The organism is Mesorhizobium sp. M4B.F.Ca.ET.017.02.2.1 (genome assembly GCF_003998955.1).
GTDB lineage: Bacteria > Pseudomonadota > Alphaproteobacteria > Rhizobiales > Rhizobiaceae > Mesorhizobium > Mesorhizobium abyssinicae.
The window spans coordinates 1-13,670 of record NZ_RZOF01000147.1; the positions used below are offsets into that span (position 1 = coordinate 1).

The following is a 13,670-nucleotide window of genomic DNA, read 5'->3' on the forward strand; positions in this document are numbered from 1 at the left end:
ATCTCACAGATGCACGAAAGCCGTGAGCGGCAAATGATCCGAGGCGACCCGCGACAGCGGCGTGTCGTGCGCTTCCACCGCCGAGACCATGTCGTTGCGGTTGCCCATGATCCTGTCCAGCGCAAGCACTGGCAGTCCCGAGGGAAAGGTCGGCACCGCCGGCGGCGTGTGCCCGAATGTCGTGTGCAGCGTGTTGAGCGCCGAGCGGTTGCCCAGCCGCCATTCGTTGAGATCGCCAAGCAAAAGCGTCGGCCTCTCGTCGGCGCTGCTCATGATGTCGAGCACGACGCGCGCCTGTTCGGAGCGCGAACGGCGCAGCAGGCCGAGATGGGCGGCGATCACGCGCAGCGACCGCTTCTCGTCGAGATCGATTTCGGCGACCAGCGCGCCGCGCGGCTCGAGCCCCGGCAGCTTGATCTGGTGGACGTCGCGCACCGTGCCGCGTTTGAACAAAAGCACATTGCCGCGCCAGCCATGGCCCTTGCCGTTGCCGGACACCGGCACCGGCACCAGCCCGGTTTCGTGTTCGAGCCGCGCCAAATCGAGCAAGCCGGCGCGGTCGCCGAAACGGTTGTCGGCCTCCTGCAGGGCGATGACGTCCGGGCTGATTTCGCGGATGACGCGCGCGGTCCGTTCGGGATCGAATTTGCGGTCGGTGCCGATGCATTTGTGGACGTTGTAGGAAGCGACCACCATCTCGGGGCCGTCAACCCGCTTGCGCGGCGTCGCCTTTGCCTTCCGCGCCTTTCTGTGGCGGATCGACAGGAGCACGGTCTCCGGCAGGTTGCGTCCGTTTATCTCCATGGCCCTGCTGCTCTGTTCCTTGCGCTATAGATAGGGCGATCCCAGCCACAGCAACCGGTCGAAGACGCGGATGAAGAAGGGGCGGGCCTTCAACGTCTCAAGCGTCACCGGCTGCGCGGAGGCGATGGCCGATCCGATGCGTGCCTCGATCTCGGCGGCAAAGTCCGCATCAAGAACCTCCATGTCGATCTCGAAATTCAGCCTCAGCGACCGGGCATCGAGATTGGAGGAGCCGATATAGGCCCAGACGCCGTCGATCGCCATCAGTTTCGAATGGTCGAAGGCGCCTTCGTGGCGCCAGACGCGGCAATAATGCTTCAGGACCTGGTCGAACTGCGCCGTCATCGCGCGGTCGACGAGGAAGAGGTTGTTGACCGCCGGCACGACGATGTCGATCTCGACGCCGCGCCGCGCCGCCGTGGTCAGCGCGCTGATCAGTTCGCGATCCGGAAGGAAATAGGGCGACATGATGCGGATCGATTTGCGCGCGACGGAGAACGCGCCCATCAGCAGCTTGTGGTTGGTTTCGTTCGAGGCATCCGGTCCGCTCGCCACCGCCCGCACCAGCATTGGCTGGCCGGGCGCCGACAAGGGTGCCGCCACCTGCCAGGTCTCGCCCTTCAGGGCCTCGTTGCCGGCGAAGCGCCAGTCCTCCGCCGCGACCGCGAACAGGTCGGCCACCACCGGCCCGTTGACCTTGAAATGCGTGTCCCTGGAACTGTCGGAACCGGCGAATTCGGCGGAGAATCCCTTGCGGATGTTCATGCCTCCCGTGAACGCCACCGTGCCGTCGACGATGAGGATCTTCCTGTGCGTTCTCAGATTGGCATAGGGCAGTCTCAGGCCCATGACGATGTTGCCGTTGAAGAGGTCGGTGCTGACCTCCGCCTCCTTGAGCTGTTTGAGGATGCTGGGCACGGAGTAGCGCACGCCGACGGCGTCGATCAGCACGCGCACGGCGACGCCGCGCCGGACGGCGCGGCCGAGCGCTTCGACGAACAGCTGTCCGACGGCGTCATTGTCGAAGATATAGGTCTCGAGCAGCACGCTGCGCTCCGCGCCGTCGATGGCGTGGCACATAGCGGCATAGGCCTCGTCGCCCGTTTCCAGGACGGCGATCGCGTTTCCTGAAGTCAGAGCACGGCGTGCCACCCTGTCGCCCAACGTCTTCAGCCCGACGAAGCGCTGGCCGTACTCGGCCGTGATCAAATCCTCGGCGGCGATGTCGCGCTCCTGCTTGGCCAGAGCCGCCTCGCCGGAAAGCGGCCGCATGGCGCTGATCGTCGCGCGACGGATGCGGTTGATGCCGGCGATGGCGTAGATGATCGCGCCGAGGAAGGGCGACAGCAGCATCACGCCGACCCAGCCGGTGGCGGCGCGCACGTCTTCCTTGGTCATGATGGCGTGGACGATGCCGACGGCCGCCATCGCCAACGAGAGGATCAGGATAAGCTCGGACCAGTGACTCGCGATTGCCTGCAGCATCGGTCCGACTATTGTGCGTGCGGAAGCGGAAGGCAATGCGGTTGGTGGAACAGGTCGAGGACACGCTCTTGGCGAGACCTGTTACCCGTGACCTCCCTGCATCAGCAATCGGACCAGCTCTGCTTGCCGATGGACGCCTGTCTTCTCGAAGATGTGGCTGAGATGTGCCCTGACGGTGGTGGGCGCGATGCAAAGCCGCGCCGCAGCGGCGGTCCGCCCGTCACCCTTGAGAATCTCCAGGGCAACGTCGGTCTCGGCTCTGGTCAGCCCGAACCGCAGACGCAGGCGCTCTCTTGCTTCCTCTTGCTCGGCCTCAATGCCTCTGCTCGTGGAAAGGCCGACGACGCTATGCATGACACTCTGCCCGGCCTCTGAAGCACCGGGGCGTGCCTAGGCACTGCACTCTCTCCCGTAGCGTCAATCCGGGGAGGTGATCCATGCGTGTGTGGTTTTGCGTGCGGTTCATTGAAGACTGCACGTGCCAAAGCCCCTCGAAGTCTGGCATCCCAAGCCGCCGATGGATGCAACGATATAGGACGAACGTCCGATGCGCCAGTATCAAACTCGTGGGATTAGTAAGTTTCACTGTTGCGGGCTTCTTGTTCAACATTCGATGCAGACAATCGATTTCGCCAAGGAATCGGTCGCCGATTACACCTCTGTGCGGTCAGAACATGGAGAATAATGAATGGCAATTACATTGAATTTGCACAATTCCGACTTGGCCGACCTGTTCGTCAGCGTTATCGACTTGAACCTTGGTGGCGCCCAAATGACCTTCAGTCAGCGCATGAATGAAGGCGTCACCATGCAGATTGCGGTTCAGGAAGATGGCCGCGGGCAAGGCAGGATTCGCTGGAACGCCCAGCGTGCTGACGATCCGGAGGCGACGGCGGAACGTACTGTCGACGTGGGACAGAACGCGACTGTAGATGTCACGACCCATTTCGGATGACCCATTTCGGATGAGTAGAGCGGAACGATTCCGGAGGCAGGACGATGAGCAGTGCCGCTGAATTCCTGGATATAGTTGGTTCGGCTTTCGGCGAGTACGACCTGTCGGGTGGACAGGTTACGATCGACAGCACGGGCGACCGGACGATTGGTCCGTTTGCGTTCTGTGTGACGTTCCTGGGCCGCCAGACATTCACGCTCCGCATCTATGCGCCTTCCCCTGAAGCGGCGGCGGATACGGTAGCTGCGATGGTAGGCCGGGCAAACCAGTCCATGCCCGGCTGGGCCGCGTTCGACGGAGCGTGCCCATCGGGCGTCTGACATCGCCGACATTCATCTGCAGAAGCAGAGAGACCACGAAGCGCGACGTCAGGCTCAGCCCGAGAGATTTTCGAGGTGACGTCGGTTCGCCGGCTTGGGCTTTCTGCAAGGAAAGGGTGACACATCATGCCGAACGAGCAAATGGCGAGCAATCCGAACGTTGCCGAACCGGCACAAGGCCTGGGCGTCAGCGTGCAAGTCAACCCCGAGGATTCCGTGCCTTTCCGGCCGGAGCCGGTGTTCATATCGCTAGGCCTGAAACGCGGCGTTTTCACCGGGTATTCGGGCGCAGCGGCGCCCCCGGAGCCGATGCGAATTCCACCCCTCGACCTCAAGACCGAGGAGGGACTGCTAAAGGCCTTTTCACTGCTTGGATTTGAACCGGGCATGGACACGATCCAGTACGGCTTCTCGACGCCGGCGATCTTCCGTGCTTCGGCCAAGTTCAGGGAAACCATCGACCTGCCAGGTCCGAATGTTCCTTGGCCTCCCGCCGTGATTGCCTCGCAGCCTCCAATGATCAAGCCGGGGATTATCGCGAACTACATAGGTGCCCAGGCCGGTTTCTTCCAGCTGTCGTTGAACCCGCTCCAGTTGAAGCTCAGGGAGTTGGGCGTGCCCTTCACGCTGGGCGGCGTGACCGCGCCGACGGACCTGCGACCACAGCTCTTCCTGGTGGAACACTATCAGCTTGCGAGCTTCCGCGGAGATCTGGCGCGCGATGACATGGTCGGTTCCGTCAGCCTGTCGCCAGGCGGATCGATGACCTACAAGCTGATCGTCAAGAAGAAGACGTCGAAGAGCACCGAACTGACCTCCACTGTGATGGACAGCCAGGACCAGGAAGCGAAGAGCAATTTCAACAAGCAAATCAAGGATACCGCCGACGCGAGGTTCGGCAGGAATAACTACAATTATGGTTTCGACGGGAGCTTCCACGGGGAAGCGTCCGTCGGATTCGGGGAGGGTAGCGCGGACGCCCAGGTTCATGCGAGGGGGGCAACCAACGAGGTCAGAGAGGAATTCGCAGAATCGACCGCATCGGCCATCGACACTCAAGTTTCCGAGGCGAACCGCGTCCGTCAGCAACGCATGGTCACCGGAACGGCATCCACGCAGACGGACGAGGAGACCGAGAGCGTCATGGAGAAGACGGCTCAAAACCCGACTGCGCGGCCCGTGAACGTCGGAATTTTTCTGATCAAGGAAGAGTTCGTGTCCCTTCTCAGCCTGGTCGACGTCGAAATCGCCTTTCGAAACGGCGATCCGAACAAAGACCGCTTGGTGCCGTTGCGCAAGCTCGGCGAACTGCTCGATGCCGTGATCGACCGCCCCGAGGATCGCACGGAGATCGCGACGTCGATCAAGGACATCCTTCAAGGAATCGTCGACTACCAGGACAAAGTTCGCAGCATCGTCAAGGTCGACCCAAGCAGTCCGTCGGGCTTCAGCCGCGACGGGCAGGTGAAATCAGAGTATCAGCTTCGCAAGTCGGATGGTTCCGTGCGGCGGACCCTTTCGGTTCCGGGCATCCTGATACGCGACTACCGGCGGTTCCTGCGCCAGCCTGCGGTCACGGTTGAGTTGCCGATTACCGAGATATGATCCTCTTGGCCTGCACGTCACCAAATTTGTGGTGGAAGCGCCCGGCACCGTAACCTACGGCGCAAACCGGTGGTGATCTCGTCCTTGTGGCGGGTCACGCGCGAGAAGGCGATGAACTCGAAGTGACGATTGGCGTCCGCAGACGAACGCGCCGGGGAGGGGGCATGTCCTCGCCGTGATGCTGGCCGAACTGTTTGGGTGTCTCGGCTTCTTTGGCGTAATGCCCGTGGGCTGGCGGAGCAACCCTGCTGCAGTGCCTGGCATTTCCAAAGCCGCACCGGCACGCAATTTGGCTGATTTCGCAGCGCGTAAGCACGAAACCTCCCGTGCAAAGGGCGAAGGCGGCAGAATTCAGCTGCGCCTCGCCACCAGCCGCAGCCAGGGTGTCAGGTGGAAGCCGGCCATCAGCAGATACATCGGCACCATGCCGCTGAGCATGGAGGCGCCGGGGCCGGGCATGCACATCATGTCGTGGCCGCCATAGGCGGCGGTCAGCAGCGCCATGACCGCGAAGGTCGGTGCTGCCGCCAGGCAGAGCCAGTCGGCGAGGCCGAAGCCGCTCAAGTCGTTGGGGCGAGGGGAATCAGCCGCCGCAAGGGCGACGTCGTTTTCGCTGCTCATTGTATCCACTTTCCAAGGGGTAAGGGCCGTCAAGGCCCGATCGGGGATCGACTCTGGCGGTGCGGCTGGCACCGCCAGAGTCGCTTCGCGCTCAGGCGTCCTTGTTGCGGAAGGCCGCTTCGCCGACATCCGACACCTCGACCCATCTCTGGTCGGGGGCGGCGCCCTCTTCGTAGTTGTCGTGCCAGTTCCACCATTTGTAGGTCTGGGTCTGCGGATAGCCCTCGGGCGAATCCTCCCATATCTCCTGGCGGCCGAGCGGGGTGACGTCGAGATAGCTCCAGACGGTGCCAAATGCCTCGTCGCCGCGATTGTTGATGAAATAGGTGCGGAAGATGCGGCTGCCGTCGTGGATGAACACGTTGTGGCCGTGCCATTCGTCGACGCCGAAATCCTTGTCCCAACTGTCGGTGATCGTGTACCAGGGCATCTCCCAGCCCATCCGCTTCTTCAGCCGCGCGATGTCGGCCTGCGGCGCGCGCGAGGCATAGGCAAGCGTCGTGTCGCGGGCGTTGAGATGGGCAACGTTGCCGACCATGTCGGCGCCCAGCGAGCAGCCGCGGCAGGCATGTTCCGGCCAGCCATAGACGCCGGGCTCGAAGAAGGCGCGGTAGACGACCAGTTGGCGGCGGCCTTCGAATAGGTCGAGCAGGCTTGCCTTGCCGTTCGGGCCGTCGAACATATAGTCCTTCTCGACCGCCATCCATGGCATGCGGCGGCGCTCGGCGGCGAGCGCATCGCGGGCCCGCGTCATCGCCTTCTCCTTCACGAGCATCTCTTCATACGCGCCTTCCCAGGCCTCCTGCGAAACGATCGGCGGTGTCTTCATGTGTTGGGTCATTGCTCTTGTCCCATTCTTTCGGTTTGGTTGGGGTGCGAGGACAGACATAGGGCCGGATGGCGCGATGATGAGAGTTACAAGTGTGACGGGATTTGCGCCGGCGGGCCCTGCATGGACTCGCTGATCACCGCAGCCGGCCGCGCGCTCGCGGCGGGTGATCCGCTCGGCGCCTTGAAGCGGGTCGCGCTGCGCGACGACGCGCCGGCGCTGGCCTTGCGCGGCATCGCCATGGCCCAGCTCGGCGATCTCGAGCGGGCAAAGGCGCTGCTCAAAAGCGCTGCCCGCGCGTTCAGCCCGAAAGAGGCGGTGGCGCGCGCGCGCTGCGTCGTCGCCGAGGCCGAGATCGCGCTGGTATCACGCGATCTCGGCTGGCCGCAAAAGGCGCTGCGGACGGCGCGAGCGACGCTTCAAGGGCATGGCGACCGTGTCAACGCCGCCTATGCGGGAAGCCTGGAAGCGCGCCGCCTCATCCTGATCGGCCGCCTCGACGAAGCAGAACGTCTGCTTGCCGGCTTCGACCCCACGCCGCTGCCGCCGGTCGCGCGCGTCGCGCACGAGCTTGCGGCCGCCGGCATCGCGGTCCGGCGCCTGAGGACAAAGGCGGCGCGGGCCGCGCTCGGCCGGGCAGCGCTCGCCGCCTATGAGGCGAACATACCGGCGCTCACGACCGAGGTGGAAAACGCTTCGCTGGTGCTGAAGATGCCCGCCGCGCGGCTCATCGCGCAAGGTTCCGAGAGACTGCTCCTGCTCGAAGAGGTCGAGGCGCTGCTGGCCTCGCAGGCGCTGGTCGTCGATGCCTGCCGCAATGTCGTGCGCGAGGCGGGCGCGGTGGTTCAACTGGCGACGCGGCCGGTGCTGTTTGCGCTGGCGCGCACGCTTGCCGAAGCCTGGCCGGCGGACGCATCGCGGGAGGCGTTGCTCAGACGCGCTTTTCGCGCCAGGCATGCCGATGAATCGCATCGCGCCCGGCTGCGGGTCGAGATGGGCCGGCTGCGCGCCGAGCTCGGCGCATTCGCCGAGATCAACGCCACGGCCCAGGGCTTCGAGCTGGCCCCGCGGCGCGCCCGCGAGGTCGTGGTGCTGGCGCCCCCTGTCGAGGAAGAGCACGGCGCGGTGCTCGCCTTCCTGGCCGACGGCGAGTCATGGTCGAGCTCAGCGCTGGCGATCGCGCTCGGCGCCAGCGCGCGCACCGTGCAGCGGGCGCTGGAAGAGCTTTCGGGGCAACACAAGGTGCAGCCGGTCGGCCGCGGCAGGGCCCGGCGCTGGATGACGCCGCCGATGCCGGCATTCCCGACTGTGTTGTTACTCCCAGGTCCGTTGCCCAGCGACTAGGTTAGTGGCGAGATTGTTCAAATCGATGGAGATCAAGATGAAACGAGCCGCCGCCGAAATCCTGCGTGAATACGGGCCCTTTCCCGGCGTCAAGACCGTCGCCGGCGTGACCTTCGACGGCGAAAAGGTCTGGTTCGCCTCCGGCGACAAGCTCAACGCGCTCGATCCCGAGACCGGGGCGACGCTGCGCTCGATCGATGTCGCCGCGCATGCCGGAACCGCCTTTGACGGCAAGCACCTCTACCAGATCGCCGAGGACCGCATCCAGAAGATCGAGCCGCAGACCGGCGAGGTGGTCGCCACCATTGCGGCCCCCGGCAATGGCGGCGACTCCGGCCTGACCTGGGCGGAAGGCTCGCTCTGGGTCGGTGAATACCGTGCCCGCAAGATCCATCAGATCGATCCCGAAACGGGCAAGGTGATCCGCACCATCGAGTCCAAGCGCGTCGTCACCGGCGTCACCTGGGTCGACGGCGAGCTGTGGCACGGCACCTGGGAAGGCGATGAGAGCGATCTGCGGCGTATCGATCCCGGCACTGGAGAGGTGCTCGAGATGCTGGAGATGCCGGCTGGAACCGGCGTGTCCGGGCTTGAGTCGGATGGCGGCGGCTGCTTCTTCTGCGGCGGCGGCAACAGCGGCAAGGTGCGGGCGGTACGCCGCCCGGTGCACCCCTCCACGGCGGCGAACAAATAGCCGGCGAAGCCGAAGACGCGTTCAGAACTTCGTGATCGAGGCGCTCGAAGCGCGCCTCGAGCTTGCCAGGCCTCTGAAAGAAAAGATAAAAGCAGGAAGGCTTTGGGGAAGTATCTTCATGCGTTTCGGCATGGCGATCAGCAATCTGTCGTCTTTCGGCGGGCTGCAGCGCGATTGCCTGTCGATTGCCAGGCACGTCGCCGCCGCCGGCCACGACGTCACCATCCTGACCACGGAAATACGTGGCGCGATCGATCCGGGCTGCCAGGTCCGGATCGTCAAGACCACCAACCCCACCAATCCCGGCCGCGACGTGGCGCTGGGCGCGGCACTCGCCGCGCAGCGGCGCGACTTCGACCGCATCGTCGGCTTCAACAAGCTGCCGATGCTCGACATCTACTATTCCGGCGATCGCTCCTACGCCAAGGTCAAACAAGGTGCCTGGCGCACCTTCTCGCCGCGCTACCGCACCCAGATGCAGCTCGAGCAGGGTTGTTTCGCGCCCGGCGCCCGCACCAGCCTGATCATGCTCAGCGAGCGCCAGCAGAGCGAATACCAAAGCATCTGGAAGACGCCGGACGGCCGCTTCCGGCAGATCTCGCCGAACCTCGACCCGGCGCGGCGGATGCCGCATTTGCGGAGCGACGGAACGCGCGAGCGCATGCGGGCGGAACTAGGCATCGGGGCGGGGGCAGAGACCTGGCTGTCGATCGGCTGGGCGGCATGGGTGAAGGGGTTCGACCGCGTGGCGCGCGCTCTTGAGGCATTCCCCGACTGCGTCTGGCTGGTCGCAGGGATCGCCGCCGGCACTCCGATGGCGGGCCATGTGCTGCGCGGCGTGCCGCGGCAGCTGCGCGGCAACATAAGATTCCTCGGTTTTCGCGATGATATCCCCGCCATCATGGCGGCGGCGGACCTGCTTGTTCACCCAGCGCGCATCGAGACCACCGGAACGGTCATCGTCGAGGCGCTGGCCAACGGGCTGCCGATCATCCTCACCGAGACCTGCGGCTTCGCTCATCTGGTGGAGAAGGCCGATGCCGGCCTCGTCATCCCGGGCGCGTGCTCGCGCCGTGACCTGATCGCGGCGATCAGCCGGGGCAAGGCGCCGGGCCGGCTGCAGTCATGGTCGTCGAATGCGCGGATCTTCGGCGCCGATCCGGCCCTGTCGCGCGGTCACGAGGAAGCGGCCCGCCTGGTCGCCGGCGAGCTCTGGTAGGTCTGGACTCGTCCTGAACTCAGTCCTTGGCGCGCTCGACGTAGGAGCCGTCGGCCGTCATCACCACCACGCGCGTGCCGGCGGAAATGTGCGGCGGCACTGCCGTGCGCACGCCGTTGGAAAGCACCGCCGGCTTGTAGGACGAGGACGCCGTCTGGCCCTTGGTGACCGGCTCGGTGTCCACCACCTCGAAGGTGGCGCGTTGCGGCAGCACCAGCGCGATTGCGATACCGTTGAACTGTGACACCTGCACGGGCATGCCTTCCTGCAGGTAGGGCGCGGCGTCGCCGACCACGCTTTCCGTCACCGCCACCTGATCGTAGGTCTCCGGGTTCATGAAATGGAAGCCTTCGGCGTCCGAGTAGAGGAAGGTGTGCTCGCGCTCCTCCACATACGCGCGCTCCACCTGCTCGGTGGTGCGGTAGCGTTCCGAAACCTTCACCCCGTCGCCGATGCGGCGCATGTCGAGCTGCGTCACCGGCGTGCCCTTGCCAGGGTGGATGTTTTCGGCAAAGAGGATGACATAGAGCTTGCCGTCCTTATCGACGACGTTGCCTTTGCGTAAGGAGCTGGCGATGACCTTGACCACAGTGTTCAATCCCAATCGAGTTTCTTGGCCTGAGAATGCTGCTTGCCACAAATCGGCAACGGCGGCCATCCCGCGCGCCCTAGCGCATCTCGCGCCGAACCGCCAGCCTTCCCGGCGATTTTCCCGCCCATGACCGGCGCTTCCCCCTGGTGGACGCCCGATGTCCATGCCGATCGCCGGCCGCGGCTGATCGCCCGCAACGCCATCACTGCGGCGCTGCGCGGCTGGTTCGGCGAGCGCGATTTCATCGAGGTGACGACCTCGGCGCTGCAGGTTTCGCCTGGCAACGAGGCGCATCTTGCGGCATTCGCCACCGAGGCGATCGGGACGGACGGCGCGCGCCAGCCGCTCTATCTCCACACCTCGCCGGAATTCGCCTGCAAAAAGCTGCTGGCCGCCGGCGAACGGCGCATCTTCAGCCTTGGCCCGGTCTGGCGCAACCGCGAGCGCGGCCCGTTGCATCATCCGGAATTCACCATGCTCGAATGGTACCGGGTCGGCGAGACCTATGAGAGCCTGATGCGCGACTGCGCCGAATTCCTGGCGCTGGCGGCGGAGAAGGCGGGTGCCAGGACCTTCCGCTTTCGCGGCCGCGAGGCCGACCCTTTCGCCGAGCCGGAGCGGCTGAGCGTCACCGAGGCCTTTTCGCGCCATGCCGGCATCGATCTTCTCGCGACGGTGGCAACCGATGGCGGCACCGATCGCGCCGCCCTTCACGCAGCCCTGATCAGGGCAGGCATACGCACCGCCCCCGACGACAGCTGGGCCGACCTGTTCAGCCGGGTGATGGTCGAGAAGGTCGAGCCGGCGCTCGGGCAGGGGCGCGCCACCATCCTCTATGGCTACCCGGCCTCGGAAGCCGCGCTTGCCAGGCCGAGCGCCGAGGATCCCCGCGTCGCCGAGCGCTTCGAGCTCTATTGCTGCGGCGTCGAGCTCGCCAACGCTTTTGGTGAACTCACCGATCCGGCGGAACAGCGCCGCCGCTTCGCCGCCGAGATGGACGAGAAGGAGCGCATCTACCAGGAGCGTTACCCGATCGACGAGGATTTCCTGGCGGCGCTTGCCAGCATGCCGCAGGCGAGTGGCTCGGCGCTCGGCTTCGACCGGCTGGCTATGCTGGCGACCGGCGCGACCAGGATCGACGATGTGATCTGGACGCCGGTGGCCGGGGCACCGATCTAGGGTGCGGTGCCCGGCCGTTTCTGACCGCGCCGCGCCAAAAGATTGGCCACCACCAGAAGCACGATCGACAGCGCCATCATCAGCGTCGCGGCGGCGGTGATCGCCGGGCTGAGCTTTTCGCGAAGGCCGATGAACATTTCGAGCGGCATGGTGCGCTGGCCGGCGCTGGCCAGGAACTGCACGACCACGACCTCGTCGAAGGAAGTGACGAAGGCGAAGGCCGCGCCAGAGAGCACGCCGGGCAGGATCAGCGGCAACATCACCCGGAAGAACGAAGTCAGCGGCTTAGCGCCCGAGATCGCGGCGGCGCGCATCAGATTGCGGTCGAAGCCAGTAAGGCTCGCGCCCACCGTCACTACGACAAAGGGACTGGCGAGCGCGGTATGCGCGAGAATAATGCCGGCATAGGTGCTGGCAAGGCCGATGCGCGCATAGAACAGGTACGAGCCGACGGCGGTGATCACCACCGGCACGATCAGTGGCGACAGAAGCAGCGGCATGACGATGCGGCGCCCCGGGAATTTCTCGTCCGAGAGCGCGATTGCCGTCAGCGTGCCGAGCGTGGTTGCGATCAGCGTCGTGCCGAAGGCGACGATCAGGCTGTTGCCGATCGCCGACTGCCAGCGCTGGGTGCCGAGCACCACCTCGTACCAGCGCGTCGAGATGCCTTCCAGCGGGAAGATGAAGAAGGCGCCGCTGTTGAAGGAGAGCGGCACCGGAATGAGGATCGGCACCAGCAGGAACAGGATGACGAGCCCGCACCAGATCCACAGCAGGGTGATGCGGATGCGTTCGCCGGTTGTGGGGTAGGGAGACAACAGCATGGGCTACACCAGCCTTAGGCGGTCGAGGCCGAGGATGCGGGCGAAGATGCCGAACAGCGCCAGCGTGAAGACGAGCAGGATGAAGCTCAGCGCCGCCGCCATCTCCCAGTTCAATTCGACATTGACGTAGTTGGCGATGAAATTGCTGATCAGCTGGTCGCTGGCGCCGCCGATCAGCGCCGGCGTGATGTAGTAGCCCAGGCACAAGATGAAGGTGAGCAGGCAGCCGGCCATGACGCCCGGAAACACCTGCGGAATGTAGACGCGGCGGAAGGCAGTGAAGGGCTTGGCGCCGAGCGAATAGGCGGCCTTCATCTGCGAGGGCGGGATCGTGCGCATGACGCTGTAGATCGGCAGTAGCGTGAACGGCAGCTGGATATGGGTCATGGCTATGATCAGGCCGATACGGCTGTACATCAGGTCGAGCCGTTCGCTTGCGACGCCGATAAAGAGCAGGAAGTCATTGACCAGCCCGAATTTCTGCAAAAGGACCGTCCACGCGGCTGTGCGCACCAGGATCGAAGTCCAGAACGGCAAAAGCACCGCAACGATCAGGATGGCCGCCAGCCCCTTCGGTACGCTGGCGATGAGATAGGCCAGCGGAAACCCCAGCAGCAGCGTGGCCAGCGTCACCGCGGCGGCGACGAAGAAGGTGCGCAGGAACACCTGCACGAAAATCGCCTGCTCCGGCGGCACCCGCTCGATGCTGCCATCGGCATTCCAGCGCAGGTCGAGGGCGCTGAGCAGATAGAACGAGGTGAGGCTGTGAGTGCCGTTCCGGATCGTCGGCCAGGTCGACGGCGCTGACCAGAACGGCAGCGATTTCACGGCGTCGAGCGCGGCCTGGCCGTCGGCGCTTTCGAGCTTGCGCGCCGTCTTCAGCACCTGGCTGCGCGCACCGGGCAGGCGGGCGTTGAGGCTTTTTGCCAGCTCATAGGCCGTGCCCTTGGCCTGATTGTCCTTGAGGTCCGCCGCGAGCGCCGCGAAGGCATCGTCACCCGGCAGGCCCTGGCCGTTCCAGCCGCCCAGGGCCACGGTCGTCTTGGGCAAAGCATCTGCGATTGTCGGATCATAGACGGCGCGCGACAGCAGGAGCACGATTGGGATGCCGAAGCTCAGCCCCAGGAGGATGAGCAAAGGCGCCGCCAGCAGCAGCGTGCGCAGCCGGTCGCCGAATTCGGCGCGCCGGAGCGCCGAAT

15 protein-coding genes are annotated in these 13,670 nt (G+C 64.9%); 7 read left to right on the forward strand and 8 right to left on the reverse strand.

Annotated features, from left to right (window positions below; translation table 11 throughout):
- Window positions 1-3 precede the first annotated feature (3 nt).
- The 3 genes from EN738_RS18340 to EN738_RS18350 all read right to left on the reverse strand — a co-directional run bounded on the left by EN738_RS18340 (window position 4) and on the right by EN738_RS18350 (window position 2,643).
- The gene (locus EN738_RS18340) at window positions 4-804 is read right to left on the reverse strand and encodes an endonuclease/exonuclease/phosphatase family protein (protein ID WP_127284925.1); all 801 of its coding nucleotides are present in this window, start codon (window positions 802-804) and stop codon (window positions 4-6) included.
- Between the two features lie 24 nt (window positions 805-828).
- On the reverse strand, window positions 829-2,289 hold the full coding sequence (locus EN738_RS18345; RefSeq protein WP_127284926.1) for a phospholipase D-like domain-containing protein: 1,461 nt from the start codon (window positions 2,287-2,289) through the stop codon (window positions 829-831).
- Between the two features lie 81 nt (window positions 2,290-2,370).
- Entirely contained in the window at window positions 2,371-2,643 is a 273-nt protein-coding gene (locus tag EN738_RS18350) for a helix-turn-helix transcriptional regulator (RefSeq protein ID WP_127284927.1), read from the reverse strand.
- A 334-nt stretch (window positions 2,644-2,977) separates the two neighbouring features.
- Here EN738_RS18350 and EN738_RS18355 point away from each other — a divergent pair, with 334 nt between their 5' ends.
- From EN738_RS18355 to EN738_RS18365, 3 genes are all read left to right on the forward strand, one after another.
- Window positions 2,978-3,244, forward strand: coding sequence for a hypothetical protein (locus tag EN738_RS18355; protein WP_127284928.1), 267 nt, complete (start codon window positions 2,978-2,980; stop codon window positions 3,242-3,244).
- Between the two features lie 44 nt (window positions 3,245-3,288).
- The gene (locus tag EN738_RS18360; protein ID WP_127284929.1) at window positions 3,289-3,564 is read left to right on the forward strand and encodes a hypothetical protein; all 276 of its coding nucleotides are present in this window, start codon (window positions 3,289-3,291) and stop codon (window positions 3,562-3,564) included.
- 126 nt (window positions 3,565-3,690) lie between these two features.
- The gene (locus EN738_RS18365) at window positions 3,691-5,169 is read left to right on the forward strand and encodes a hypothetical protein (protein WP_127284930.1); all 1,479 of its coding nucleotides are present in this window, start codon (window positions 3,691-3,693) and stop codon (window positions 5,167-5,169) included.
- 351 nt (window positions 5,170-5,520) lie between these two features.
- Here EN738_RS18365 and EN738_RS18370 read toward each other — a convergent pair whose 3' ends face one another.
- Both EN738_RS18370 and EN738_RS18375 read right to left on the reverse strand, forming a co-directional pair.
- Window positions 5,521-5,790, reverse strand: a complete 270-nt coding sequence (locus EN738_RS18370; RefSeq protein ID WP_127284931.1) for a hypothetical protein — start codon at window positions 5,788-5,790, stop codon at window positions 5,521-5,523.
- 91 nt (window positions 5,791-5,881) lie between these two features.
- Window positions 5,882-6,631 carry a DUF899 family protein gene (locus EN738_RS18375; protein WP_127284932.1) on the reverse strand — a complete coding sequence of 250 codons (750 nt, stop codon included), beginning with the start codon at window positions 6,629-6,631 and terminating at the stop codon, window positions 5,882-5,884.
- Between the two features lie 111 nt (window positions 6,632-6,742).
- Here EN738_RS18375 and EN738_RS18380 point away from each other — a divergent pair, with 111 nt between their 5' ends.
- From EN738_RS18380 to EN738_RS18390, 3 genes are all read left to right on the forward strand, one after another.
- Window positions 6,743-7,963 (forward strand): helix-turn-helix domain-containing protein, encoded by a 1,221-nt coding sequence (locus tag EN738_RS18380; protein WP_127284933.1) that lies wholly within the window; start codon window positions 6,743-6,745, stop codon window positions 7,961-7,963.
- Between the two features lie 37 nt (window positions 7,964-8,000).
- A complete protein-coding gene (locus tag EN738_RS18385) occupies window positions 8,001-8,657 on the forward strand; it encodes a glutamine cyclotransferase (protein ID WP_127284934.1) in 657 nt (218 codons plus the stop codon).
- A 118-nt stretch (window positions 8,658-8,775) separates the two neighbouring features.
- Window positions 8,776-9,876 carry a glycosyltransferase family 4 protein gene (locus EN738_RS18390; protein ID WP_189605885.1) on the forward strand — a complete coding sequence of 367 codons (1,101 nt, stop codon included), beginning with the start codon at window positions 8,776-8,778 and terminating at the stop codon, window positions 9,874-9,876.
- 19 nt (window positions 9,877-9,895) lie between these two features.
- Here the strand turns inward: EN738_RS18390 and efp are convergent, their stop codons facing one another.
- Window positions 9,896-10,465, reverse strand: a complete 570-nt coding sequence (efp, locus tag EN738_RS18395; protein ID WP_127284938.1) for an elongation factor P — start codon at window positions 10,463-10,465, stop codon at window positions 9,896-9,898.
- Between the two features lie 129 nt (window positions 10,466-10,594).
- On the opposite strand from efp, the gene epmA reads away from it, so the two are divergent.
- On the forward strand, window positions 10,595-11,647 hold the full coding sequence (gene epmA / locus EN738_RS18400; RefSeq protein ID WP_127284936.1) for an EF-P lysine aminoacylase EpmA: 1,053 nt from the start codon (window positions 10,595-10,597) through the stop codon (window positions 11,645-11,647).
- Here epmA and EN738_RS18405 read toward each other — a convergent pair.
- Both EN738_RS18405 and EN738_RS18410 read right to left on the reverse strand, forming a co-directional pair.
- Window positions 11,644-12,471 (reverse strand): ABC transporter permease, encoded by an 828-nt coding sequence (locus tag EN738_RS18405; RefSeq protein WP_127284937.1) that lies wholly within the window; start codon window positions 12,469-12,471, stop codon window positions 11,644-11,646. The genes epmA and EN738_RS18405 overlap by 4 nt on opposite strands.
- Window positions 12,472-12,474: 3 nt before the next feature.
- The coding region (locus EN738_RS18410) for an ABC transporter permease (protein WP_145966872.1) at window positions 12,475-13,670 on the reverse strand (1,196 nt) is incomplete at its 5' end.

Excerpts from the sequence above, each read along its gene's own strand:
- EN738_RS18375 (WP_127284932.1), bottom strand. The coding sequence starts at position 6,631 with ATGACCCAACACATGAAGACACCGCCGATCGTTTCGCAGGAGGCCTGG.
- EN738_RS18350 (WP_127284927.1), bottom strand. The coding sequence starts at position 2,643 with ATGCATAGCGTCGTCGGCCTTTCCACGAGCAGAGGCATTGAGGCCGAG.
- EN738_RS18355 (WP_127284928.1), top strand. The coding sequence starts at position 2,978 with ATGGCAATTACATTGAATTTGCACAATTCCGACTTGGCCGACCTGTTC.
- EN738_RS18380 (WP_127284933.1), top strand. The coding sequence starts at position 6,743 with ATGGACTCGCTGATCACCGCAGCCGGCCGCGCGCTCGCGGCGGGTGAT.
- EN738_RS18370 (WP_127284931.1), bottom strand. The coding sequence starts at position 5,790 with ATGAGCAGCGAAAACGACGTCGCCCTTGCGGCGGCTGATTCCCCTCGC.
- EN738_RS18405 (WP_127284937.1), bottom strand. The coding sequence starts at position 12,471 with ATGCTGTTGTCTCCCTACCCCACAACCGGCGAACGCATCCGCATCACC.
- EN738_RS18340 (WP_127284925.1), bottom strand. The coding sequence starts at position 804 with ATGGAGATAAACGGACGCAACCTGCCGGAGACCGTGCTCCTGTCGATC.
- EN738_RS18360 (WP_127284929.1), top strand. The coding sequence starts at position 3,289 with ATGAGCAGTGCCGCTGAATTCCTGGATATAGTTGGTTCGGCTTTCGGC.
- EN738_RS18390 (WP_189605885.1), top strand. The coding sequence starts at position 8,776 with ATGCGTTTCGGCATGGCGATCAGCAATCTGTCGTCTTTCGGCGGGCTG.
- EN738_RS18385 (WP_127284934.1), top strand. The coding sequence starts at position 8,001 with ATGAAACGAGCCGCCGCCGAAATCCTGCGTGAATACGGGCCCTTTCCC.
- EN738_RS18365 (WP_127284930.1), top strand. The coding sequence starts at position 3,691 with ATGCCGAACGAGCAAATGGCGAGCAATCCGAACGTTGCCGAACCGGCA.
- EN738_RS18345 (WP_127284926.1), bottom strand. The coding sequence starts at position 2,289 with ATGCTGCAGGCAATCGCGAGTCACTGGTCCGAGCTTATCCTGATCCTC.
- epmA (WP_127284936.1), top strand. The coding sequence starts at position 10,595 with ATGACCGGCGCTTCCCCCTGGTGGACGCCCGATGTCCATGCCGATCGC.